Genomic DNA, 23,125 nt, shown 5'->3' with positions numbered 1-23,125 from the left:
CCCCATGAAAACGACATTGAGCTCGGCGTCAGCGCCGGGTTCGAACACCCATACCCAAAACCCAGGGAATCACCCCAATGAGCAATGCCATCAACACCCCGTTTCCATTGGCCGCCTGCGCGGAGATGCTGTGGCGGGACAGGCCGATAGAATGGCGCGCCTCCCGCCTGAAGGAGCTGGGATTCGGCGTCGGCCTCTGGAACTGGCCGGAACATGACATCGGCAAGCTGGAAGCCACCGGCGCAACCTTCACAATCATGAACGGCTATCTGGCCGGCCGGCTCACCGATGAGGAGGGGGCAACCGAACTCCTGAGGACGGCTCGGGAAACCGCTCAGATCGGTAAACGTCTCGGCGTCCAACGTCTCAACCTTCACGGAACAGGCCTTGGGGATCGCGGCCTTCCCGTTCAGCCGGTCGAGGTCATCACGGGAGCGATGTGGCTGAAGGCGCAGGATACGTTACGCCGCATCGTCGATTTGGCGGAAGAAGAGAATGTGGTTTTCACACTGGAGAACCTGAACCTTCCCGTCGATCATCCCGGTGTGCCGTTCGGCCGCGCCGAAGACACCCTGGCCCTGGTATCCAGCATCAATCATCCACGCCTTCGTCTCAATCTGGATCTTTATCATGCCCAGATCGGGGAGGGGAACCTGATCGAACTGTGCCGGAAATGCCTGCCATGGATCGGCGAGATTCAGGTGGCCGACGTTCCCGGACGCTGCGAGCCGGGTACGGGCGAGGTGAACTGGAAGGGCGTCGCCAAGGCGCTGAACAATATGGGCTATTCCGGTCCGATCGGGATGGAGGCATGGGCGGCCGGAGATTCCGAGGCCGCGCTCCTGACCTTCCGCGAAGCCTTCACTCTCTAATTCCCAGAAACAGGACACAAATCATGGCCAAGGTCAAAACTGTCAATATCGGGCTTATCGGAGCAGGGCGCATCGGCTCTTTCCATGGCGAAAGCGTCGCCAAAAGGCTGGTGGATGCGGAACTTGTAGCAATAGCCGATCCTGCACCCGGCGCGGCAGCGACGCTTGCCGGCAAGCTGGGCGTCGATGCTTCCTACACCGATGTCGCCGCAATGCTTGCTCATCCGGATCTGGATGCCGTTATCATCGCAACGCCGGCGCGGTTCCACACGAATATTCTGGTGCAGGCTGCCGAGGCCGGCAAGGCAGTGTTTTGCGAAAAGCCGATGGCGCTCACCCTTGAAGATGCGGAGCGCGGCATTGCGGCCGCCAAAGCTGCGGGCGTTCCGCTTCAGGTTGGCTTTAACCGCCGCTGGGACCAGGCATTTGCCGAGGGACGCGCAGCGATCGATGCAGGAAAAGTCGGTGCGCCGCAGCTCATCCGTTCGCTGACGCGTGATCCAGGCCCGTTCGGCGCCGATCCCGACAAAATCCCGCTGTGGACGATCTTCTATGAAACGCTGATCCACGACTTCGACACTCTGCTCTGGCTGAACCCCGGCGCAAAACCGGTCGAAGTTTTCGCCATGGCGGATGCGCTTGTTCGTCCGGATGCACGCGACAAAGGGTTTCTCGATACGGCCGTTGTCAACATCCGCTTTGACAACGGGTCCATTGCCGTCGCCGAAGCAAACTTCTGCGCAATGTACGGCTACGACATCCGCGGTGAAGTCTTCGGCTCGGGCGGCATGGTCACCATGGGCGACGTTCGCCGTTCCAGTATGACACTCTTCAACAAGGATGGCGTCTCCTACGACACGTGGCGGCGCGATACGGACCACTTCGTCCAAGGTTATACGGCCCAGATCGCGTCATTCGTAGAGGCGGTTCGCAACGGTGCGATCAAGGATGCGCCGACAGGTATCGATGCCCGCAACGCTCTGGCGATCGCGCTTGCCGCAATCGAGTCCGTTTCAACCAGGCAGCCGATCAGTATCGGTTGATCGCCGCCGCCGATGGGAGGGCGTGCCTGCCCTCCCTGCCAGCGAACCGGCATTTCGGAATTCATGACCGGAAACTGACCTGATTTCACCGGACATGCTCGAATAATTTGGAGAGGTTCGTCAATGAGCGAGAACACGACATTGCCCCAGTCAAAAGCGCGCCTTGCTGTCAGCCCTCTGTCTTGGGCGAACGATGTGCTCGAGGATCTGGGAGCCGATATTTCTCTTGAGACATGCGTGTCAGAAGCCGCGTCGAATGGCTATGCCGGTATCGAACTCGGCCGGAAATTTCCGCGTGATGTATCGATCCTTCGACCATTGCTCGAAAATCATGGGCTTGCCCTGGCGTCGGGGTGGCATTCGGGACAGCTTGCGGAAAGGACTGTCGAGGATGAGATGGCCTCGGTCGTGGAACATGCCGAGCTTCTGAAGGCCATGGGCTGCGGCGTTCTCGTCTATGGCGAGGTCGCCATGATGACGCCAGGAGCGCCGCTTGATGCTCCCATGTCCCACCGCCTTGTCATGCAGGCGACAGACAGGACCGGCTACGCCGCTCGCCTGACCGACTTCGGCAAGCGTCTCTTCGACAGATACGGCCTGAAGCTGGCTTATCATCATCATTTGATGATGATCGCAGAAACATTCGATGAAATTTCCGACATCATCGGCGGCGCCGGGCCGGAGGCCGGCCTGCTTCTGGATACGGGACATGCGGCAGCGGCGGGCTTTGATTATGAAAAGCTGATCGAGCACCTTGGTGACCGTATCGTTCACATTCATCTGAAGGATATGCGCAAGGCTGTTCGGGAAGATGTGCGGACCAATGACTTGAGTTTCAACAAGGGTGTTCGCAACGGCATGTTCACCGTTCCAGGCGATGGCGTTGTCGACTTCGATCCGGTTGTCCGGTTCGTGAAGAGCACCGGATATGACGGATGGCTGGTTGTTGAAGCCGAACAGGATCCCGTTGTTGCGCCGCCAAAGGAATACACGGCACGGGCATTCGAATTCATTCAAACGAAGTTTGAAGGCTGGTCTTCTGAAGCAGGCTAATCATCAATTGCAAGGTGCTATCATCATGAGAAGCCACGTGGTCATTGAGAAACCCACGACTTTCGCTGAACTGAAGGGCATGATCACGGCGACTGAACTCAGGCTCTCCAAAAATCAGGCGCGGCTGGCGCGAACGGCTGTCGCTCATCCCGAAATAGTGGCGTTCGGAACAGTGCATTCGCTTGCCGATCATTGCGCCGTTTCGCAATCGACGGTCATGAGGCTGGCAATCTCTCTCGGCTTTGGAAGTTTCAGGGAGTTCAGACAGGTTTTCCGTCATCACATTAGAGCGAATACGGGATTTCAACGTTAAACGTAACGCTTCCAGACGATGATTTATGTTCCATAATCTATCTTATGCGATCATTAAATGTGGTGGTAATGCGATAGCTGGGCCGGATAGAAATGCGACACTCTCCTCGCATGACGCCGCGATGTGCTAGGTTCCCGAGAGTAACGATTGGAGGGCTCGCGCGTCACCGTTGGTCAAGATCGACATGTCTCTTGTAGACGGCACCTTCCCGATATCTCATCGGAAGTTCAGCCGCGGGCAGATCGTGCGCCTCGAACGGTTTCCCGCTGGACCAGGGGAGCGCGTTCAACGCGACGCCGAACCCTGTGCTGAAAAGCCATGGCGCGAGCTTCGTAAGGGGCTTCTTCCACGCGATTGCAAAAACACTGAGCGGCAACTTCACGACTAAGAATAGGATGAGGACGAGCGGGGCGACGAAGAGGGTCAGCACCATCGGAATCGCCGTTTCCAACATGGGATCGCCGCCGTATCGCAAGCGAAGCGGTGGGTTCCGTGTGGCCGCAAATGGAATCAGTTCTTCCATGAAGCGAACGTAGTCGGCGGACCGATCGACGCCCGTTTCTTCGAGCCAATCGAGCGAGGAGATTTCGTTTGACGCGAAGCGCGTCCTTAGACGCGTGCTGTAGACTGGAAAGCCAGTGGTGCCGACCCCACTCGTGACGTGGAGGTGCAGGAATCGAAGCGACGTCCACGGGACGAGGCTGACGGACCGCCCTCGCGTCACCGAGAGGCCTCGGTCCTCGATGACGTAGGCCATCTCGACCTTTTGCGGGGTATCACGATATCTCTGGATCTTCGCAGTGAAGCGGTAGTTGGGAAGGTCGTCCGTCTGCAATCGAGCCCTCCAATACGGTCCGCCAGTCGAAATGCTGCCTATCCGCGATAGGATTCGTTATCTGATTTACACGCAACTTGTTCTGCTGGGAATGACCGCTTGCGGCGGATCAGAGATCAGCCGTTATCTTCGCCTTCGGGCTCGGGAGCAGACCGACTTAAACGCTTCAAGGACGCCCGAAATTGGCGCAAAGCAGCCGTGACGACTAAGGAAGCTAAAGCCGAAGGGGTGTTCCATCACCCGCCCCCTCCCTACCCTTGCAACTCGGCCCAGCCGGTTCGGTCGAGGGCTGATCTGCGGTGCCAGTGTCGCATTTCTAACGGGCCAGCGGCGTCGCATCTCTAATCAGCTTTGACATTGTTTGTGGATTGTAGCCATCTCGCTGACGGGTGTTTTCCGGCACAGTCAAAGGCGGTCTTCCGCTATGGGAGGGATTTTGACGATCTGCCGGCGTGGTGCGGATTAAACCTCGTCCTGTGGTGTTCTCCTGAGTGCGACTACTCATGAAGGAACTTGCGCCGTGAAATATTCCCACTCCATCACTCTTCTTATCGTGACATTGATTTGCACGCCGGTGTCTGCCAGTCCATTCTCATCGGCGGCCGGACGCTATCGTATCGATCCTGCCTCTCACATTCGCTTTTCAATTGCGCAGGTTGCCGGCCCTGGGATCAAGGGCACAATTCCTGATATTTCCGGCCGCTTTGATATCGACCCGGACCAGCCGGCCAGATCTTACGTTGAAATCAGTCTCAACCCTTCCAGCGTCCAGACCGGGCAAGAACGGGTGGAAAATTTCCTGCGATCCAGTGCGGTTTTCAATATCGCCGTTTATCCGCAGATCGTGTTTCGCTCCAGCCGCGTTACGCAGGACGGACCGCGCAGCGCCGTGGTTGAAGGCACATTGACAGCCAGAGGCATATCCAGACCCGAAACGTTTCACGCGACATTCGTTGAACAACAGAAGGGATCCGTCACCTTCCACGTCACCGGCAATGTTGCACGCTTGCCCTATGGCATGGGTGTCGGAGTGCCGCTCTATTCGAATACGGTTGCATTCGACATTGATTTAAAGGGCGTCAGATAAAGGCGCTGGGACAGCAAAAAATCAAGCGGCGATGGGATTAAAAGCCGAGGGCGGGTGTTTGTCTAATATCGGGCATATCGTCCGATCCGTTACCCTTCAAAGGATTATCGTCATGCGTGCACATCATTTCATTCTGGCCGGCGTTGTAGCACTTGCCGCCACGGCTGCCCTCGCCGAACCATATGCCGGTGGCGCCGTGGTTGAAAAGGCAACGGCCAAAGGCCCGATCCTTACCGACGCCAAGGGCATGACACTCTATACGTTCGACAATGATACCAATGGCGCATCGGTCTGCTATGACGGCTGCGCAAAGAAATGGCCGCCCCTCGCCGCCTCGAAAACCGACAAGGCGGATGGCGACTATAAACCAATTTCCCGCAAAGATGGTACGATGCAATGGTCGCATGACGGAAAACCGCTCTATCGCTGGCAGATGGACAAGAAGCCCGGCGATGTCACGGGCGATGGCGTTGGCGGCGTCTGGCACATTGCCAAGGAATAGTGTCCATGCCGGATTTTCTGGACGAGATGACGAGTTGCATACCAGCGCTTCGCCGCTACGCGAATGCGCTTACGCATGATCGTGACACGGCTGACGATCTCGTCCAGGACTGTCTGGAAAGAGCCATCCGTAAAAAGGCGCTGTGGAAACCGCAAGGACCGTTGCGTCCGTGGTTGTATCGGGTGCTCGTCAACGTCTACCGCAATAATCTGCGCGGCCGCAATCGCCGGCCCTCGCAAGTGCCGATCGACGATGTTGCGGAACAGCTGTTTGTGCCGGCGGCGCAGACGGGCCGGATTGCGCTTGCCGAAATGGCCCGCGCTATCGAAAAACTGTCCGGCGAACATCGCGAGGCCCTGCTCCTCGTCGTCGTCGAGGGTCTCAGTTATGCGGAAGCGGCAGATGTTCTTGAAATTCCGCTGGGCACGCTGATGTCCCGTCTGGGGCGGGCCCGAACGGCTCTCGCCCGGATGACCCAGGAAGACCAGCCAAATCTCAAGGTGATAAAATGACCGGCAGCGAAGCGCAGATAACCGAAGCCGATCTGATCTCTTATGTCGACGGGCAGCTCGAAGACAGGCAGCGTGACGCCGTTCGTGCCCACCTCGCCTCCAATCCGGCCGACGCGCGTAAGGTTGCGATGTGGCAACAGCAGAATGCGACGCTGACGGCTCTCTACGGCCCTCTTGATACCGACGCCCTGCCCGAGCGTCTCAATGTGTACCGCATCGAGCGGCGTCTGCGGTTGCAGCGCGCGGATTGGCGTAACGTGGCGGCGGCATCGATCCTTATTCTGGCCGTTGGGTTGACGGGCGGGTGGTTCGGGCGCGGGCTGGTGTCCCAGGTCGCGGAACCGACCCATTCTATCGTGGCTGATGCAGCGCAGGCGCATAAGCTGTTTGCGAGCGAGGTTCTGCATCCCGTCGAAATCCGGGCCGATGCGGAGAATGCTTCCAGCCTGCCGAAATGGCTTTCGAAGCGGCTGGACCGCAAACTGAACATTCCCGACCTCACCCGCCACGGTCTGTCGCTTGTCGGCGGCCGGGTTCTTCCCAGCTCCGAAGGCGCCGCCGCCCAGCTGATGTATGAGGATAAAAGCGGGCAGCGCGTCACTCTTTATATCGTGGCTGCAGCCGATTCGAGCGACACCGCCATGCGGCGGTCCAGCCTCGGTTCGCTGGAGGCCATCTCCTGGGACGACGAAACCATTCGCTGTGCTTTGGTCGGCAACCTGCCATCCGACCGCATGGACGCCATCGCGAAAGACACCTATCAACAATTGAGCTAGCCGATGAGATATTTCGAGGATCATTCCGATAGCGCAACGACGCGGGAACGGGTGTGGCGTAATACGCCCCTATCCTACGGACTGGTGGCAATCGCGTTCCACTGGACAATCGCGGTGCTTTTTCTGGCGCAGCTTGCGCTGGGATATCTGATGAGCCGCGACAATATCGACCCGGTTCTTCAGTTCGACCTGTTCCAATATCACAAGTCGATAGGATTTCTGGTGCTGGCCCTCGCCGCGCCGCGTTTCCTGTGGTCTGTTTTCAGTAGAAAGCCGCATGCTCTAGAAGGTGATGGGCTGGCAGCGAGGTTCGCCGCGCGGGCCGCTCACGCCGCGTTGCTGTTCCTGACGCTCGCCGTTCCCCTCGCCGGCTGGGCAATCGCGTCGACCTCGCCCCTGCAAATCCCCAGTTACGTCTTCGACCTCGTGGTCGTGCCGGGATTGCCCCTGGTGATTTCCGACAAGGCGGAGGCCTTCTGGAGCGAGGTTCACGCCACCCTCGCCTACCTTGCCGCAGCCATCGTCTTTCTTCATGTGGCGGCAGCGTTATGGCACCATTTCATTCGTAAAGACGCGACTCTCCGACGTATACTTCCGTTTCCGACAGCCACAGATAGCAGGCATAAAACCGCCGCCTCCCGGAAATAAACGCACAAGCCGTTATGTAAGTATATGTTTCCATTATTTTTATGACGATAGAGCCTGTCCGAAACGTCATCTGAACCGGGAAGAATGGGCGGGCGGGTCACCTGACGTTGCATAAAAGTCGCATCGCAACGGCTTTCGGCCTTTTCGCCGCACTGGATGACTCTGTTTCGGAGCGATCATTTGTTATTGTCGCCGCCGAAGAGCATTGGCGCATCGAGGTAGACTTTGCCTAAGTAAATACCGGTCTCAATCCAGTTTCACCCGTATTGCCGGATAGCCACAGGCTGTCGGCGTATGATCATGTTCATCGGGTGGTGGCAAGAGACCGGTCTGGCATTGTTACAATGTGCCCTGCGCAGCGCCGCTGTCTCAGCTCTTCACCACCCAAAAACACCGCCATGCCGTTCCCGTAAGGGTTTTCTCCTGCACCATCTTGGTGGACTTCCAAATGGAAGACCAAGAGACTATGTGCAATTTACTTCGGGTCCAATGGACCGTTACGCCACGAACGGCGCCCCAGCCCTGGCTTGCATGCAGCGGATGCGGCGGCCTGAGGGCGTTTCAGGCCAGTGGCAAGATCCGGCTCAATGCCAATGGCCGCAAGCTGGATGCCTGGCTTATCTATAGATGCATAATCTGCGACAAGAGTTGGAACAGGCCGATTTTCGAGCGGCAGAATGTCCGGGACATAAGCCCTGCGGTTCTCGAAGCGCTGCAGTCCAACGATCCGCAATGGATAAGAGCGGAGACCTTCAACCTCGAAGCTTTGAGATGTAAATCGCAGCGCGTCGATGAGTTTCCCGAATTCGATATCGCGAAACAGATAAGGGATGAACCTCCCGACTGGGCCATGGCGGAGATCGATCTCACGGTTCCGTTTCAGGCCGGCATACGCCTTGACCGTCTGCTGGCGTCTGAACTCGGGCTTTCGCGGTCGATGCTGCAGAAGCTTCAGGATGAAGGTTCGCTTCGGGCGCAGTCCGACCGTTCCGATCTTTGGCGGCGGCGCGTTAAAAACGGCACCCGCATTGTGATCGCGCGCTGCGACAGCTTCGATCCGGAGCATTTGTGGAAACCCGTGACGGCGGAATTCTAACTGCATGGCGAGGGCCTGAAGGTTCAGGCCCTCGCTTGCGGCATCGTTCAGTCGAGAAACCCCTGCTCCACCTCAGGCGAGTGCCTTCTTCACCGCAGCGAGACCGCGACGCAGGAACGGATCGGAATGGACATAGAAGAATTGCACGCCGCGCTCCCGCCAGTGCGGCATTTCATCCAGCGTCGCAAGCGTTCCCGCGATTTTTCCGGCTGCGCGTATCTTGTCGACGGCGATGGCGACCTTCTCTATCACCACATCCGGGCGCGGCTCGCCGAATGGCGGCGCGGGCGGATAACCCATATCCTGGGAAAGATCGCCGGGACCGATGAAGAAGACGTCGATACCCTCGACCGTCAGCATCTTGTCCAGAGCATCGATCGCATCGACGGTCTCGATCATGGCGATGACAAGCCGTTTTTCATAGTCTGACGGCAGGGCGTAACGCACCGCATCGACAATCGCGCGGGCCTCGTCGGCATTGCCGACCATGGGCACCATGATCCCGTCCGCGCCGGCATTCAGATAGCGGATGATGAGCGGCCGCTCGTGCGAATGCGGGCGTACGATGGCAGCACCACCGACGGAGCGCACCACCTGCCCGGCCGCGCGCACATCCTCAAAGCTCCATGTGCCGTGCTCGCAATCGAGGAAGACCGCGTCCGCGCCCAGTTCCACCAGCCGGGCGGAAAGGCCCGACGACGTATGATGCGGGGTGAACATGCTGATAGCTTCACCCGCCGCAAGACGGGCGCGCAGCTTTGCTCCATTCATGGACGTCTCTCCCTAGTTCTTTTTCGGCATGTCCGGCGTATCGTCCGGTGCGCCCACCCAGCGCGCGACTTCGATATCCTTCGATGTGTCACGCATATGGGTCGGGCAAATGTGCAGTTCCGGAATGACTGCGCTTTTGTTCAGGCTGGCGCAAAGCAGGATGGCGCGGGCCACATCATGCGGATCCATCATCACGGCGCGTTCTTCCTTCAAAGGCGGACGCGCGCGGTTGTTCATGATCGGTGTATCGGTCTCGCCCGGCAGAATGGTCGTCGCGCGGATACCCTGGTTGCGATAGGTATTGTGCAGGAAGGTCATGAAATTCTTCACGCCCGCCTTGGCAGCGCCATAGGCCACGCCGCCCAGAAGATTGGGATTGAGGGCGGCGAGCGAGGAGACGGTGATGATGGTGCCCTCACCCTTTGCGATCATCTCCGGCAGTACCGCCTGTGTCAGGTTGAACACGGCCGTCAGATTGACGTTGATGGTGGCGTTCCACTCCTCCTCACCGATGAAGCGGGCGTTGAGCACCTTGCTGGCGGAACCGGCATTGTTCACCAGAATATCGACGGGACCGACGGCCTCACCGATCGACTTCACCGTGTCGAAGATCGCCTCGCGCGAGGCGATATCGAGCGTCCGGGCAATCGCCCTACCCTTTTTCTTCTCGATCAGTTCCACGACCTCGCGCAGCGGATCGAGGCGGCGGCCGGTCAGAACGACCGTCGCCCCTTCTTTCGCCAGCAGGATTGCGGTTTCGCGGCCGATGCCTGAACCGGCGCCGGTTACCAGCGCAATTTTTCCGTTCAGCAGTCCCATTCTCATCTCCTATTCGGCTGCGGCAGCAATGGTGCCAGAATAGCCGAAGATTTCTTTCGCCGCCTTCGCGGTGACCAGACCTTCGGAAATATCCTGTTCGATCAGCGCGCGCGAACGCTCGCTGGCCCTGCCCCAGCCGCCGCCGCCGGGTGTCTGGACTTCCAGACGTTCGCCGGTCTGAAGAACGACCTTGCCCTTGGGAAAATGCGACTTGCCCTGCTTCATTACCTTGCCGGCGGACCCGCTCTGGCCTTCCACCACGCCGAAGCAGGGATGGCGGACGCGTTCCGATGCCAGATAAATGTTCATCGGGTTCTTGCCGAGATTGCGCAGAACGACGCGCTGGCCAAGGCCGCCGCGATGTTTGCCGGCGCCACCGGAATCGGCGATGAGTTCCTTGCGTTCAGTCAGTACCGGAACGGCGACCTCGAACATTTCGATGGCGGTGACCTTGCAGTTGGACGGGAAGCTCAGCGTATCCAGCCCGTCGAATTCGGCGCGCGCGCCCTGCCCGCCATGGAAATTCTGTACGGAGCCATATTGCGTGCCATCGTTACGCTGGCCGACGCAATTGGCCGCCCAGATCGGCGCACCGCCGCTATCGCCCAGCACCTTTTCCGGCACGATGCCTTCCAGCGCCTTGAAGATCAGCGAGGGAATGACGTGGCCGATGAGGTTGCGCGAATTGCCCGCCGTCCATTCCTGCGGATTGAGAATGCAGCCGAGCGGCGCCTCGTCGGTGATCGGAACGATGCAGCCCTCATTATTGGGCGTTTCGGCATCGAGCAGGCATTTCAGCGCATAGACCGAATGGGCGTAACGGTAGTTCGTGCGGCAGTTGATCGAGTGCAGGACCTGATCCGAGGTGCCGGTATAATCCACATGGATGGAATCGTCCCTGACGATCACGGCGGCTTTCAGTGTGACGTCGACATCGTAGCCGTCGAGCAGGACTTCGGCGGAATAGGTGCCGTTCGGCCATTCGCGGATTGCCTTGCGCGTCTGCGCTTCGGAACGGGTGTGGATGGCGTCTGCCAGCCCGTCGACATCGTCCAGCCCGTATTCATCGAGGAATTTCACCAGTTCGCGGCCCATGACATTGTTGGCGGCGATCATCGATTCCAGATCTCCGCGCACTTCCGTGGGAAGGCGGACGGAGGCTGCGATGATATCGAACACATCCTCGTTCGGAACGCCGGCCTTGAGCAGCTTGACGATGGGAAAACGGATACCTTCCGCGAAAATGTCGCTGGCTTCCGAATGCAGCGGCGCGCCGCCAATATCGGGAAGATGGGCGATGGACCCCGCATAAGCGACGACCTTGCCGTTCTTGAAGATCGGCGTGATCATCGTCACGTCAGGCAGATGGCCGGTTCCGATTTCCGGATCGTTGGTCGCGAGAACATCGCCCTCTTCCAGCATCTCGACCGGAAACTTTGGCAGGAAATATTTCTGCGCCGCTGCGGGCAGCGAGGTGATGAAAACCGGGATCGACCAGGTGCATTGCGCCAGCGCCCTCCCCTTACTGTCGAGAAGTACCGTTACGTAATCATGGTTCTCACGCACGATCGGCGAAAAAGCTGTCTTTCCGAGCACGTTATCGGCCTGATCCGCGATGAAGATCAGGCGATTCCACATGACCTGAAGGTTGATCGGATCGTTGAAATCGGTTGCGGGTTTCGACATCTGACTGCCCCCTTAGAGAATATTGATCACGAGATTGCCGTGGGCATCGACATGGAAGGCGCCACTCGGCCCGACAACGGCCGTCGATTCACGCTGTTCCACAATGGCAGGCCCTTTCATCTCGTGGCCGACCGGCAGTTTGTAATGGTCGTAAACCGAGGTTTCGACATAGCCGCCCGCCTCCTGAAAATAGACCTGTCGGCTGCCCTTGCGGGCTTCGGCAACGACGGTTTCATGCGGCCGGGTGACCTGATCCTTCTCGCCGCTGGCGCGTAGACGCCAGGTGATGACTTCCAGCGGTGCGGCCACCGTGCGGCCGAACAATTCGCGATAGAGCTTGAAGAAGCTGCTGCGCAATTCTTCAAGGAAAAGGTCTTTCGGCAGGTTACGGTCGGGCAGTACCACCGTAATCTCGTGTCCCTGCCCCACATGGCGCATATCCACGGTATAGCGATTGCTGATCGTCTCCTTCGGAACCCCGGCGGCCGAAACGACTTCCGCCCCCTGAGCGGAAAGATCATCGAGCAGGCGGTTCATCGCCTCGATATCCCAGGCGTCGAGCGCCATCGGATGGCTTGCGGAGAGATCGACGGCAACCGGCGCGATCAACAGGCCGATAGCGGAGCTGACGCCGGCGCCGGTCGGGCAGATGATGCGCGAAATCCCGAGCTTGCGGGCTATGCCATAGGCGTGGACCGGGCCGGCCCCGCCGAAAGCGACCATCGGCAGCGAGCGCGGATCGACACCGAGATCGGTCGCGTGCATGGCGGCGGCCTTGCTCATGGATTCGTTGACGAGATCGTGGATGCCCCAGGCGCAGCGCTCGACGGACACATCGAGAGAAGTGGCCAGTTTGGACATCGCCTCACGGGCCGCGTCCTTCGATACCTTGAACGAGCCGCCGACGAAGGATTCCGTTCCCATGTAACCGAGCAGAATATCGGCGTCGGTTACCGTCGGTTCGGTTCCGCCGCGCTGATAGGCGGCCGGACCCGGCATGGCGCCGGCGGAATGCGGGCCGACATCGAGAAGGCCGAGAGGGTTCTTCGCGGCGATGGAACCGCCGCCAGCGCCGATCTCGATCATCTGAATCGACTGGATTTTCAGCGGAAACCCCGATCCCTTGCGGAAACGCTGGTAATGCGCGACTTCGAGATCGGTGCCGACATTCGGTTCGCCATCGGGAATAAGGCAGAGCTTGGCGGTGGTGCCGCCCATGTCGAAGGAAAGAACGCTCGCTTCGCCCGCCGTACGACCGAATTCGGCGGCGGCGACAGCACCTGCGGCGGGGCCGGATTCGATCAGGCGAACGGGAAGTTCGGCGGCGCGGCGGCTCGGCACAAGGCCGCCCGAAGAGGTCATCCACAGCACCTGCCGGTCGATGCCCTTCTCAGCAAACTCCCGTTGTAGATGGGCGACGTGGCCCGACATTTGCGGGCGGGTATAGGCATTGACCACCGTTGTCGAGGCGCGGTCGAATTCACGCATTTCCGGGCAGACCTCGGAAGACAGCGAAACGAAAATATCCGGGTCTTCCTCGCGCAGAAGGGCGGCAACGCGCTGCTCGTGCTGCGGATATTTGTAAGCGTGCAGCAAGCAGACCGCTACCGAGCGGATGCCTTTTTCTTTCAACCGTCCGGCAATCTCGCGGACGGTCTCCTCCTTGAGCTCCGTCATCACCTCACCATCGGCGGCGATGCGTTCTTCGGCGCCGAAACTGTTGGCGCGGGTGACCAACGGATCGGGATATTTGATGTTCAGGTCATAGAGATCGTAACGCCCCTCGTTGCGGATACGCAGCATGTCCTGAAAACCGTCTGTGGTGACGAAACCGGTCTCCACGCCCTTGCGCTCCAGCACCGCGTTGGTGACGACGGTGGTTGCGCCAAGCACCTGCAGGTTCTCGATGGCAATCGCGTCCGCATGTTTTTCGAGCAGCTCAGACACGCCCTGGACAACGGCTTCGGCCGGATTTTTCGGCGTGCTCAGGACTTTATGGAGGTGCAGTTCGCCGCTGTCGTCCAGAAGCGCGAAATCGGTAAAGGTACCGCCAGTATCGAAAGCCAGTTTTGCCATTGTTTCCCTCGAGCGACCATGCAGCCTCTTTGGCTGCCTTGTGGACCCAAATTTGAATCCGTTCACTGATGGAAAATTTGAAACGTTCGGCGGGCCTTTACCAACACAACCTCGGTCTGCCGCCATAGGGTTTGCTTATAGCGAATTCAGATGGCGCGAATGCCGGGGTGGTGGCCGCTCTTGAGCTTGGTGACGATCTCGAGAAGCACGGAACGCGCCGCCAGAGCCGGCTCGGAAAGCGGCATATGATCGGAGACGCAGAGCGAAACCGTGGCGTCGATGACGGGGGTTGTGAGCGGGTGCAGCTGCGCGCCGCTGAAGCTCGGGGTTTCCAGAACAACGGAGGCTGGAAGGATGGTCGAGCCGAGGCCGTCCAGTACCGCCGCCCCGAGCGCCGGCACGGATTCCAGTTCTGAAATCACCTCCGGCTTTGCGCGCGCCCGCGCCAGCCCTTCATCGATGAGCCGGCGAAGGAAATGCGCCTTGCTCGGCAATAGCATCGCGTGGCCATCCAGCGCCGAGAGCGGAAGCGGCTGACCGGGTTCGGCCGGCAGCTTCATATCGGCGGGCGAGACGAGGAACATTTCTTCCCGGAACAGCGGCTCCAGCGTCACGCCCTTGATGGGATCGGAGGTGTAGATCAGCGCCATGTCCATCTTGCCGGTCATGATCAGCTCGCTGAGGATATGGCCGAAACTGTCGTTGATATGGACCGTAATGGCGGGGAACCGTGCCCTCATCTCCTTGATGAGCGGCAGGGACAGTGCGCTGGACGAGGAATAGGTGGCAAGCCCGATGGAGACGCGGCCGGAGACCGAGCGGGCCGAGCGGTCGATATCGGTCTGCGCCTGCTCGATCTGCTTCAGCATGATCTGCGCATGGCGATAGAGGATCAACCCCGCTTCGGTTGGCGTGATACCGACATTGCTGCGCAACAGCAGCTGGTGTTTGAAATGCTGTTCCAGCGACGCGATCTGCTGCGACAACGCCGGCTGCGCCACACGAAGAATGCCGGCGGCACGCGAAACGCTGCCGGTATCGACGATCTTGACGAAGCTCTTGAGTTTTTTGAAATCGACGCTCATCGGTCCCCACTTTTTGGGGGAAATCCTAGCGCATCGATGCGGAAACAGGAATGGATTTCTGCACGGAGGATTCGTAATTTCAATGGGATAGGTGTTTTTCGGTATATGTCCACGACACAGCTGTGCGCGTACATCTCCACCTCCGTTATTCCGGCCTTGAGCCGGAATCCAGTCGACGCGCGTCTGCGCGGCGGGACAAGTCTTTTCAGCCCAGGGACTTGGGCTGGCTGGATTCCGGCTCAAGGCCGGAGTGGCGGGAAGTGAAAGCGTCAAGAACCGTTGTAAAGGCGAGCCTGTTTACGGGTCCTATTTGCCCCTACCTTAGCGCCGCCACCGCCCGTTCGATGCGATCGCATGCATCCTCCAGCACTTCCATGGAGGTGGCGAAGGAAATGCGGAAATAGGGCGAAAGGCCATAGGCGGCACCCTGAAGAGCCGCCACGCCGACGCTGTCGAGGAGATAGAGGACGAAATCGAGATCGTTTTCGATCACCTTGCCATCTGCCGTCGTTTTGTCGATCACCCCGGCGCAACTCGGATAGAGGTAGAAGGCCCCATCCGGAACCATGCAGGAAAGGCCGGGGATCGCGTTCAGGCGCGATGAGGCGTAGTCGCGCCGCTGTTTATAGACCGCGACGCTTTCCGTCACGAATGTCTGGTCGCCGGCAAGTGCATGGGCGGCGGCGGCCTGGCTGACGGAGGACGGGCAGGACGACATTTGTGACTGCAACTTGTTGATGGCAGCGACGAGTGCTGCCGGCCCTGCCCCGTAACCGATCCGCCACCCCGTCATGGCATAGGATTTTGAAACGCCGTTGGTCAGAAGCACGCGGTCCTTCAGTTCCGGAACGACGGCAACGAAGGTCTTCATCGGCTCGTCCCTGAACCAGACCTGATCGTAAATATCGTCGGATAGGACCATGACATGCGGATGGCGCAGCAATACGTCGCCCAGCGCTTTCAATTCCGCTTCGCTATAGGCAGCACCCGTCGGGTTCGAGGGGGCGTTGAGGATCAGCCACAGCGTCTTCGGGGTGATTGCCGCTTCCAGCGCTTCAGCCGTCAGCTTGAACCCCGTTTCCTCCGGGCATGCAACGATGACGGGCGTGCCGTCATTGGCGATGACCATATCGGGATAAGACACCCAGTAGGGAGCCGGAATGATGACTTCCGCATCGTTTTCCACGCTTGCCATCAGCGCCAGAAACAGGATCTGCTTGGCGCCGCCGCCGACGCAGATTTCACTATCGCCATAGGTGATGCCGAGACGTCTCTGGAAGTCGCCGATGATTGCCTTGCGAAGCGCCGGCGTGCCGTTGACTGCTGTGTATTTGGTCTCCCCCCGATCGATGGCGGCATGCGCCGCGGCCTTGACGGCGTGCGGCGTATCGAAATCCGGCTCGCCGACGGTCAGGTCGGCGATATCGCGGCCGGCGGCCTTCAATTCGCGGGCGCGGGCCGCCGCCGCCGTGCTTGGCGAAACCCTAATTTTCGACACGCGTGATGCTGGCACGAAAGTGCTCATGGTCTTTCCTCGTCTGATATAAAGCTTTGGACCAGTCAGTGTGCGGCTTCGAGTTCGCCGCGCATCTTTCCGGTCAGGAACAGTTCACCTAGTTCGTCATGGGTGATCTCCGCCGGCGTGCCGTCCCAGATCACCTTGCCGAGACGGAGAATGACGGCGCGCTCAGCCACCTCCATGGCCTTTTTGGTATTCTGCTCGACCAGCAGGATGGTCATGCCATTCGCATGCAGCCGCAGGAGTTCATCGAACACGATACCGATTGCGGCCGGCGACAGGCCGACCGAGGGCTCATCCACCAGCAGTACCTTCGGCCGCTGCAAAACCGCCATCGCCACTTCGAGCAATTGTTGCTCGCCGCCCGACATATTGCCCGCGAGCGTCGAACGCCGTGTCTTCAGGATCGGGAAAAGGTCATAGACATAATCCCGGTCCGCCTTCACTTTCGCATCCCGGATGGTATAGGCAGCCATTTGCAGGTTTTCATCGACCGTCATAACCGGGAAATTGCAGCGTCCCTGCGGCACGAAGGATATGCCCTCCCCCAGAATGGCGCGCGACGACAATCCGGCGATATTCCTGCCGCGCCAGTCGATGCCGCCTTCCTTGATGGTCGTCATGCCATAGAGCGTCTTGAGCAGGGTCGATTTGCCCGCCCCGTTCGGCCCCATGAGGGCCACGAATTGGCCGGCCGGCACATCCAGATCGACGCCGTTCAGGATATCGAGATTGCCGTAACCCGCGCGCAGGCCCTTGATGGAAAGATTGCTGTCAGCCGCCAAGATAGGCCTCCCTCACACGCTGGTCCTTGATGATGTCATGCGGCAGCCCCTCGACCAGTTTCGTTCCCTGATCGAGCACGACCACACGCTGGCAGATGCTGGTGACCACATCGATATTATGTTCGATGACGAGGAAACTCACGCCGAGCGATTTATTCGCATATTGGATCGTCTCCACCACGCGCTCGATGATCTTCGGATTGATGCCGGCCATCGGCTCATCGAGCAGGATAAGCTTCGGTTCCGGCATCAGCATGGAGGCGAACTGGATGAGTTTCTGCTGACCGCCGGACAGATTGCCGGCGGGCTGATGGCGAACGTCCCAGAGGCCCGCCATCTTGATCAGCTCACGCGCCCGCTCTCTCAGCCCCGCCACGCGTCGGCGCGACATGCCGCCGAGACCGAAGGTCGACAGCAGCGAGGGAAAGGTGAACATCTGGCCGGCGATGACGAGGTTTTCCTCCACATCGAGCGCCTTGAAGGTGACTGTCTTCTGGAACGATCGCAGCATGCGGCCTTCACGGGCGATGCGGTTGAGCGACCAGCCGGTGATGTCCTGCCCGTCCAGTATCACCTTGCCGGTATCCGGCCGGGCAAGCCCGGTGCTGCAATCAAAGAATGTGGACTTTCCCGAGCCGTTAGGCCCGATCAGCCCGGCGATCTCGCCGCGATTGATGTGCATGCTGACATCATTGACCGCCTTCACCGCACCATAGGACTTGCTGAGGTTCTTTATCTCGAGGATGGGAAGATGAGCCGTCATTTCGAACCTCCGATCGCGTTCCAGAAGCGATTGATCAGGGGCGCAAAGCCCTTCTTGAACCAGAAGACGAGAACGAGAAGGCAGAAACCATAGGCGATCATCCGCACTTCTGGCGCGACGCGCAGCGCCTCCGTCAGACCGACGAAAAGCAGGCTGCCGAACACGGTTCCGGAAATCATGCCAGCACCACCGCCAAGAACGATGATCAGCATCGTCGTGGAGTAATACATCTGGAAGGTCAGCGGGCTGACGACCGTGAGGTAATGGGCATAGAGGCTGCCCCCTACCCCGGCAAAAACGGCGCTCAGCATGAAAACGATCAGCTTGTAGCGCCAGGTGGGAACACCGAGGGATTCCGCCAGCGTTTCGTTTTCGCGAATAGCGACCATGTTGCGGCCCGCCGGCGAGCGAACGATTGCCCATGCGGCAAGCGTTCCCAGCACGCAGATGGCCAGAGCCAGATAATAGAAACTGGTGGTTCCGCTGACCGTGAAGGAGAGCGGGCCAAGTTCGAAATAGGGCTTCGGTATGCCGGAAAGGCCCATGTCGCCGCGGGTCAGCGAAATCCAGTTCTTGGCGATTGCCTGGCCGATGATGACGAAACCCAGCGTACACATGACGAAGGATGTTGAACGAAGACGCAACGCCGGAATGCCGAGCGGCAGGGCAATCGCGCCGGTAACGAGGCCGGAGGCGATGAGGTTCACGTAAAACGGCGTCTCGAAATGCACCGCCAGTAGGCCCGCAGTATAGGCCCCGATGCCGAAGAATGCCGCCTGCGCCAGTGATAGCAGACCGGTATAGCCGACGAGCAGATTGAGCCCGTGGGCCGGCAGCATGAAGATGAGCGCAATGATGAGCGAATGGGTAACGTAACGCGTGCCGATGAAGGGCGCGGCCAGCGCGACGACGATCAGGACGGCGGCGAGCGGAATGCGCAGATCGCGGCGGCGTGCCTGGGGAAAGGTGTCTGTGAGAGACATGTCTAGTCCTCAAAATTCGAGTAAATTCGGCGGGCGCGGCTTCTAGAAGCGCGCCTGCGTCGAAAACAGGCCGTGCGGACGCCACATCAGCATCAGGATCAGCGTTGCGAAACCAACCGTGTCGCGGAATTGCAGCCCGACATAGGTGGCGACGAGGCTTTCGGCGATGCCGAGGATCATGGCCGCGAAGAAGGTTCCCCGCACGTTGCCAAGGCCACCCATGATGATGATCGGCAGGGTTTTGAAAGTGATGAGCTCCCCCATGCCGCCATAGACGCTGACATTGACCGGCGCGGTGAGCACGCCCGAAAGTGCAGCAAGCGCAGCGCCCAGGACGAAGGTGCGCAACACAACCTGCGAGACGTCGATGCCGACCACGCCGCAACATTCGACATTCTGCGAGACCGCCCGCATCGCCATACCGAGACGGCTATAGGTGACCATCAGTTCCAGACCGACGAAGACGATCAGACACACGACCAGAATGAGCACGCGCTGCTGCGCCAGCGTGAAGCCGAGAATGGAAATCGGCTCGATATAACCGCCGGCGAAGAACTTGTAGCCGCCGCCGAAGACGAAAATGATCGTGTTCTGCAGGATCAGCGCGATGCCGAGGGTGGCGAGAACGCCGGACTCCGCCGGCGCCCCCACCATTCTGCGCATCACCAGCTGGCCGACCACATAGGCCACGACTACGGTGGAAAGAACGCCGACGACGATCGAAGCCTCATAGGACAGGCCGAGATAATCGATGGCGAACCACGCCCCGAAGGTTCCGAGCATGTAATATTCGCCATGAGCGAAGTTGATGGCTCTCAGCACCCCGAAAATCATGGTCATGCCGACGGCGACGATAGCGTAGACGGAACCGGTGACGATCCCGTTTACGACTTGCTCGAGAATTGTCGAGAACATGGCTGTACCCCTCCCGGTCTATCAGTTCGCAGGGTACTGGATTTCCGCCGTATAAGCGCCCTTGATGCTGGGCTTGCCGTTCTCGATCTGGAGAAGGATCATCGGAAGGCGCGCCTGATTGTGATCGTCGAAGGTCACTTCGCCGACCGGGCTCTTGTACTTGATCTTGGAGAGCGCTTCGCGGACCGCATTGCGATCAGCGCTGCCGGCTTGCCTGATCGCCTGGGCGAGCAGGTTGACGGTATCCCAATGCACATAGGCGTGATTGTTCGGCGCTTCTTTGTATGTGGCGGTGAATTTCTCGACGAAGGCCTTGCTGGCCGGACTATCGAACTGCGGCAGCCAGGCGGCGGCTTCCACGGCGCCTTCCATGGCTTTCGGCGCGGATTTGATCGTCTTTTCGGTGTTGAATTCACCGTTGCCGATCAGCACGACCTTGCCGGCAAGGCCGAGTTCCAGCATCTGGCGGGCAACGATTGGCGTGGTATCGGCGAGACCATACATGATGATCGCCTGTGCGCCGTTATCGCGGATCTTTGCCAGCACACTGCGGAAGTCGACCTCGCCTTCCTTGTAATAATCCTCGCTCAGAATCTCGCCCTTGAAGTCCGGCAGGTATTTCTTGGTGAAGGTGATGGCGGAGCGGCCGTAGTCGCTATCGACCGACAGGACGGCGAATTTGGTGAAACCACGCTGTTCGGCAGCGTATTTCGCCACGACAAGCGCACGGTTCTCATCCGTCGGATAGTTGCGGAATGTCCATTTGAAACCGCCGACGCCCGCCTGATAGGTGATCTTTGGGTTGGAAGACGCGGCGTTCAATAGCAGAACCTCGGCATCTTCGGCGACAGGCTGCATCGCAAGCGTCACGGAGCTGGAGACATCGCCGATGACGAAATCCACCTCGTCCTGATCGATCAGGCGGCGGGTGGCCGAAACGCCTTCGACCGGCGTGCCCTGGCTGTCGGCGTTGAAGAGTTCGATCTGCTGGCCGTTGATGCCGCCGGCCGCGTTGATGTCCTTTACCGCGAGTTCCGCGCCATGCATGGAGAAAGCGCCGTAGCGCGCATTCGGGCCGCTCATCGGCGCGACGAGGCCGAGCCTTATCGTGTCGGCCGCATAAGCGGAGGCGGAGAGCGCCGGCGACAGGCTCAGGATCGGAGCGACCGCTGCGGAAACCAGTAGAAGTCTGCGAGTAATACCGTTTTTCATGTTCCCACTCCTTTTCGGATTTATCTGTTCCGGCTTTGGCCGGGCGAGCTTTTGCCGCTTTTGCGGTTCTTGTCGATTAACGTCATGCTAATCTTTCAGGCAGAGTAGGTTCATCGCCGGATATTTTGCCAACACAAGTCCTTTCTGCCGCTATAGCGTTTCCTTATGCCGGCAGTCGTTTCCCCCTATCCAGACGTCGGGTTTCGATTTTTGCATGTCTTCCATGCAGGCAAATGCCTGTATTTTTCGCGCCAGAATGGGCATATTTTATGCAATCTCATCACTGGAAACCATGAAAATGAAACTTCACGAAACCGTTCGAAACTATTTCCGCAACCGTCGCGCCGTAGCCGAACTGAGCGCGCTCGATGACAGAAGCCTTTCCGACATCGGCGTCAGCCGCTCGCGTATTCGTTCCGCCGTGGAAGGCCGCCGCTAACAGGCCGAAACGGACGCCTTCATGGGCGTCCGCGCGCAGCACGATCTTCAGGCGCTGAAAATTGCGCCTCAGAATCGGTAAAGCTCCTGTAGAACTCTTCTCCACATATTGGGCGGCGCTTTCAGAGCGCGGCCAAGAGGAGAGTCGAATGAACCACGCCGATTATTCCCCCGACTATTCCATTGTCGCGACAATCCCGTCTGTCGAGGACTATCTGCGCCTTCGCGCCGTGGCGGGGCTAAGCCCCTTCTCACGGGAGGCGGCGGAGAAGGGTTTGCAGGGCACGGTCTTCTCCGTGCTGGTTCTGCATGCAGGTTCCGCCATCGGCATGGGCCGACTGATCGGCGATGGCGGCTGCTTCTTTCAGGTCGTGGACATTGCCGTCGATCCCGCCCATCAGGGCCGGGGCTTGGGCAAGGCGGTCATGGATGCGCTGATGAGCCATGTGAAGAGCGAGCTTCCCGCTTCGGCCTATGTCAGCCTGATCGCCGATGTGCCGGCAAACAGGCTATACGAAAAATTCGGCTTCAGGGAGACCGCGCCGAGGTCGCTCGGAATGGCCTATCGCGTCAGCACGTCGGATTGATCGCATGCAGTCCGCAGCGAGGGCCTCTCCGGTCGATGCGGTTCAGCCGTTCGATGCAGCTTTGAAAATCGCCAACTGATCGGCAAAGGCGCGTTTATAGGCGGGACGCGCCTCGCCGCGGGCGACATAGGCCGCGAGATTCGCGTATTCATCGAGAATGCCCGAACTTTTTATCCGTTGCAGCACCGATATCATCAACAGATCGCCGGCGCTGAATGCGCCGTCAAGCCATTCGGCCTTCCCCAGTCGGTGGGACAATTCGCCGAGCCGCTTGCGAATGCGTTCATCGACGATCTGCAGGCGCTCGCCGTGCCAGCTTTTGTCCCTTTCGAGAAAGCCGGTGACAAAATGCTCGACGATGGGCGGTTCCATGGTGCTGAGCGCGGCGAACATCCACATGATTGCGCGCGCCCGCGCATTCGCATCCTGTGGCAACAGGCCGGCATGGCGTTCGGCTATATGGAATATGATCGCACCGGATTCGAACAGGACGAGATCGCCCTCCTCATAGGTCGGGATTTGCCCGAAGGGTTGAAGCGCGAGATGCGCCGGTTCCCGCATCGCCTTGAAGGAAAGGAGGCGGACCTCATAGGTTTGGCCCACTTCTTCGAGTGCCCAGCGGACGCGCATGTCGCGGGCGAGACCTTTGCCGCCATCGGGCGAACGTTCAAAAGCGGTAATGGTGACTGTCATTGCTGTTCTCCATCACTCCCCATCCCCGGAATGCTGTCGCCTGACGTTGCGTCACA

25 protein-coding genes are annotated in these 23,125 nt (G+C 59.3%); 12 read left to right on the top strand and 13 right to left on the bottom strand.

The window, feature by feature from the left end; all coding sequences use genetic code 11:
• The first annotated feature begins 77 nt into the window (after positions 1-77).
• The 4 genes from AGR13A_RS07020 to AGR13A_RS07005 all read left to right on the top strand — a co-directional run bounded on the left by AGR13A_RS07020 (position 78) and on the right by AGR13A_RS07005 (position 3,281).
• Positions 78-872: a TIM barrel protein gene (locus AGR13A_RS07020; RefSeq protein ID WP_080834397.1), complete on the top strand. Its 795-nt coding sequence runs from the start codon at positions 78-80 to the stop codon at positions 870-872.
• Between the two features lie 23 nt (positions 873-895).
• Complete coding sequence (locus AGR13A_RS07015; RefSeq protein ID WP_080834395.1) at positions 896-1,915, top strand: Gfo/Idh/MocA family oxidoreductase; 1,020 nt, start codon at positions 896-898, stop codon at positions 1,913-1,915.
• A gap of 123 nt (positions 1,916-2,038) precedes the next feature.
• Positions 2,039-2,968, top strand: a complete 930-nt coding sequence (gene iolE / locus AGR13A_RS07010) for a myo-inosose-2 dehydratase (RefSeq protein ID WP_080834393.1) — start codon at positions 2,039-2,041, stop codon at positions 2,966-2,968.
• A gap of 25 nt (positions 2,969-2,993) precedes the next feature.
• Positions 2,994-3,281 (top strand): MurR/RpiR family transcriptional regulator, encoded by a 288-nt coding sequence (locus AGR13A_RS07005; protein WP_080836630.1) that lies wholly within the window; start codon positions 2,994-2,996, stop codon positions 3,279-3,281.
• A gap of 163 nt (positions 3,282-3,444) precedes the next feature.
• Here AGR13A_RS07005 and AGR13A_RS07000 read toward each other — a convergent pair whose 3' ends face one another.
• Entirely contained in the window at positions 3,445-4,116 is a 672-nt protein-coding gene (locus tag AGR13A_RS07000; RefSeq protein ID WP_167377425.1) for a hypothetical protein, read from the bottom strand.
• Between the two features lie 520 nt (positions 4,117-4,636).
• On the opposite strand from AGR13A_RS07000, the gene AGR13A_RS06995 reads away from it, so the two are divergent.
• From AGR13A_RS06995 to AGR13A_RS06970, 6 genes are all read left to right on the top strand, one after another.
• The gene (locus tag AGR13A_RS06995; protein ID WP_080834391.1) at positions 4,637-5,203 is read left to right on the top strand and encodes a YceI family protein; all 567 of its coding nucleotides are present in this window, start codon (positions 4,637-4,639) and stop codon (positions 5,201-5,203) included.
• A 112-nt stretch (positions 5,204-5,315) separates the two neighbouring features.
• The gene (locus tag AGR13A_RS06990; protein ID WP_080834389.1) at positions 5,316-5,705 is read left to right on the top strand and encodes a COG4315 family predicted lipoprotein; all 390 of its coding nucleotides are present in this window, start codon (positions 5,316-5,318) and stop codon (positions 5,703-5,705) included.
• 5 nt (positions 5,706-5,710) lie between these two features.
• Complete coding sequence (locus tag AGR13A_RS06985) at positions 5,711-6,217, top strand: sigma-70 family RNA polymerase sigma factor (protein WP_035217313.1); 507 nt, start codon at positions 5,711-5,713, stop codon at positions 6,215-6,217.
• Complete coding sequence (locus tag AGR13A_RS06980) at positions 6,214-6,993, top strand: anti-sigma factor family protein (RefSeq protein WP_080834388.1); 780 nt, start codon at positions 6,214-6,216, stop codon at positions 6,991-6,993. The genes AGR13A_RS06985 and AGR13A_RS06980 overlap by 4 nt, the downstream gene beginning before the upstream one ends.
• Before the next feature lie 3 nt (positions 6,994-6,996).
• Positions 6,997-7,641 (top strand): cytochrome b, encoded by a 645-nt coding sequence (locus AGR13A_RS06975; protein WP_080834386.1) that lies wholly within the window; start codon positions 6,997-6,999, stop codon positions 7,639-7,641.
• Positions 7,642-8,107: 466 nt separating this feature from the next.
• Positions 8,108-8,737: a DUF1062 domain-containing protein gene (locus AGR13A_RS06970; RefSeq protein ID WP_080834384.1), complete on the top strand. Its 630-nt coding sequence runs from the start codon at positions 8,108-8,110 to the stop codon at positions 8,735-8,737.
• A gap of 72 nt (positions 8,738-8,809) precedes the next feature.
• On the opposite strand, the gene AGR13A_RS06965 is transcribed toward AGR13A_RS06970, so the two are convergent.
• The 11 genes from AGR13A_RS06965 to AGR13A_RS06915 form a co-directional block, all read right to left on the bottom strand.
• Positions 8,810-9,508, bottom strand: coding sequence for an HpcH/HpaI aldolase family protein (locus AGR13A_RS06965; protein ID WP_080834383.1), 699 nt, complete (start codon positions 9,506-9,508; stop codon positions 8,810-8,812).
• Positions 9,509-9,520: 12 nt separating this feature from the next.
• Entirely contained in the window at positions 9,521-10,327 is an 807-nt protein-coding gene (locus AGR13A_RS06960) for an SDR family oxidoreductase (RefSeq protein ID WP_080834381.1), read from the bottom strand.
• Positions 10,328-10,336: 9 nt separating this feature from the next.
• Entirely contained in the window at positions 10,337-12,013 is a 1,677-nt protein-coding gene (locus AGR13A_RS06955; protein ID WP_080834379.1) for a hydantoinase B/oxoprolinase family protein, read from the bottom strand.
• A 12-nt stretch (positions 12,014-12,025) separates the two neighbouring features.
• Positions 12,026-14,089 (bottom strand): hydantoinase/oxoprolinase family protein, encoded by a 2,064-nt coding sequence (locus tag AGR13A_RS06950; protein ID WP_080834377.1) that lies wholly within the window; start codon positions 14,087-14,089, stop codon positions 12,026-12,028.
• A gap of 146 nt (positions 14,090-14,235) precedes the next feature.
• Complete coding sequence (gene nac / locus AGR13A_RS06945; RefSeq protein ID WP_080834375.1) at positions 14,236-15,174, bottom strand: nitrogen assimilation transcriptional regulator NAC; 939 nt, start codon at positions 15,172-15,174, stop codon at positions 14,236-14,238.
• A gap of 316 nt (positions 15,175-15,490) precedes the next feature.
• Positions 15,491-16,699, bottom strand: a complete 1,209-nt coding sequence (locus AGR13A_RS06940) for an aspartate transaminase (RefSeq protein ID WP_080834373.1) — start codon at positions 16,697-16,699, stop codon at positions 15,491-15,493.
• Between the two features lie 35 nt (positions 16,700-16,734).
• A complete protein-coding gene (locus AGR13A_RS06935; RefSeq protein WP_003523645.1) occupies positions 16,735-17,478 on the bottom strand; it encodes a branched-chain amino acid ABC transporter ATP-binding protein in 744 nt (247 codons plus the stop codon).
• A complete protein-coding gene (locus AGR13A_RS06930; protein ID WP_035217348.1) occupies positions 17,468-18,241 on the bottom strand; it encodes an ABC transporter ATP-binding protein in 774 nt (257 codons plus the stop codon). The genes AGR13A_RS06935 and AGR13A_RS06930 overlap by 11 nt, the downstream gene beginning before the upstream one ends.
• Positions 18,238-19,224 carry a branched-chain amino acid ABC transporter permease gene (locus AGR13A_RS06925; RefSeq protein ID WP_080834371.1) on the bottom strand — a complete coding sequence of 329 codons (987 nt, stop codon included), beginning with the start codon at positions 19,222-19,224 and terminating at the stop codon, positions 18,238-18,240. Before AGR13A_RS06925 ends, AGR13A_RS06930 begins: the two co-directional genes overlap by 4 nt.
• Positions 19,225-19,266: 42 nt before the next feature.
• Positions 19,267-20,139: a branched-chain amino acid ABC transporter permease gene (locus AGR13A_RS06920; RefSeq protein WP_080834369.1), complete on the bottom strand. Its 873-nt coding sequence runs from the start codon at positions 20,137-20,139 to the stop codon at positions 19,267-19,269.
• A gap of 21 nt (positions 20,140-20,160) precedes the next feature.
• Entirely contained in the window at positions 20,161-21,351 is a 1,191-nt protein-coding gene (locus AGR13A_RS06915; RefSeq protein ID WP_080834367.1) for an ABC transporter substrate-binding protein, read from the bottom strand.
• Between the two features lie 298 nt (positions 21,352-21,649).
• Here AGR13A_RS06915 and AGR13A_RS06910 point away from each other — a divergent pair, with 298 nt between their 5' ends.
• Together AGR13A_RS06910 and AGR13A_RS06905 are read left to right on the top strand one after the other, a co-directional pair.
• On the top strand, positions 21,650-21,790 hold the full coding sequence (locus tag AGR13A_RS06910; protein WP_139786023.1) for a DUF1127 domain-containing protein: 141 nt from the start codon (positions 21,650-21,652) through the stop codon (positions 21,788-21,790).
• Positions 21,791-21,938: 148 nt separating this feature from the next.
• Positions 21,939-22,376, top strand: coding sequence for a GNAT family N-acetyltransferase (locus tag AGR13A_RS06905; protein WP_080834365.1), 438 nt, complete (start codon positions 21,939-21,941; stop codon positions 22,374-22,376).
• Between the two features lie 42 nt (positions 22,377-22,418).
• On the opposite strand, the gene AGR13A_RS06900 is transcribed toward AGR13A_RS06905, so the two are convergent.
• A complete protein-coding gene (locus AGR13A_RS06900) occupies positions 22,419-23,069 on the bottom strand; it encodes a glutathione S-transferase family protein (protein WP_080834363.1) in 651 nt (216 codons plus the stop codon).
• Positions 23,070-23,125 lie beyond the last annotated feature (56 nt).

The organism is Agrobacterium genomosp. 13 str. CFBP 6927 (assembly GCA_900012615.1).
In the GTDB taxonomy this organism is placed as follows: Bacteria; Pseudomonadota; Alphaproteobacteria; order Rhizobiales; family Rhizobiaceae; genus Agrobacterium.
The sequence above is the reverse complement of the archived record's forward strand: the minus strand, read 5'-3'. Positions and strand labels throughout refer to the sequence as shown.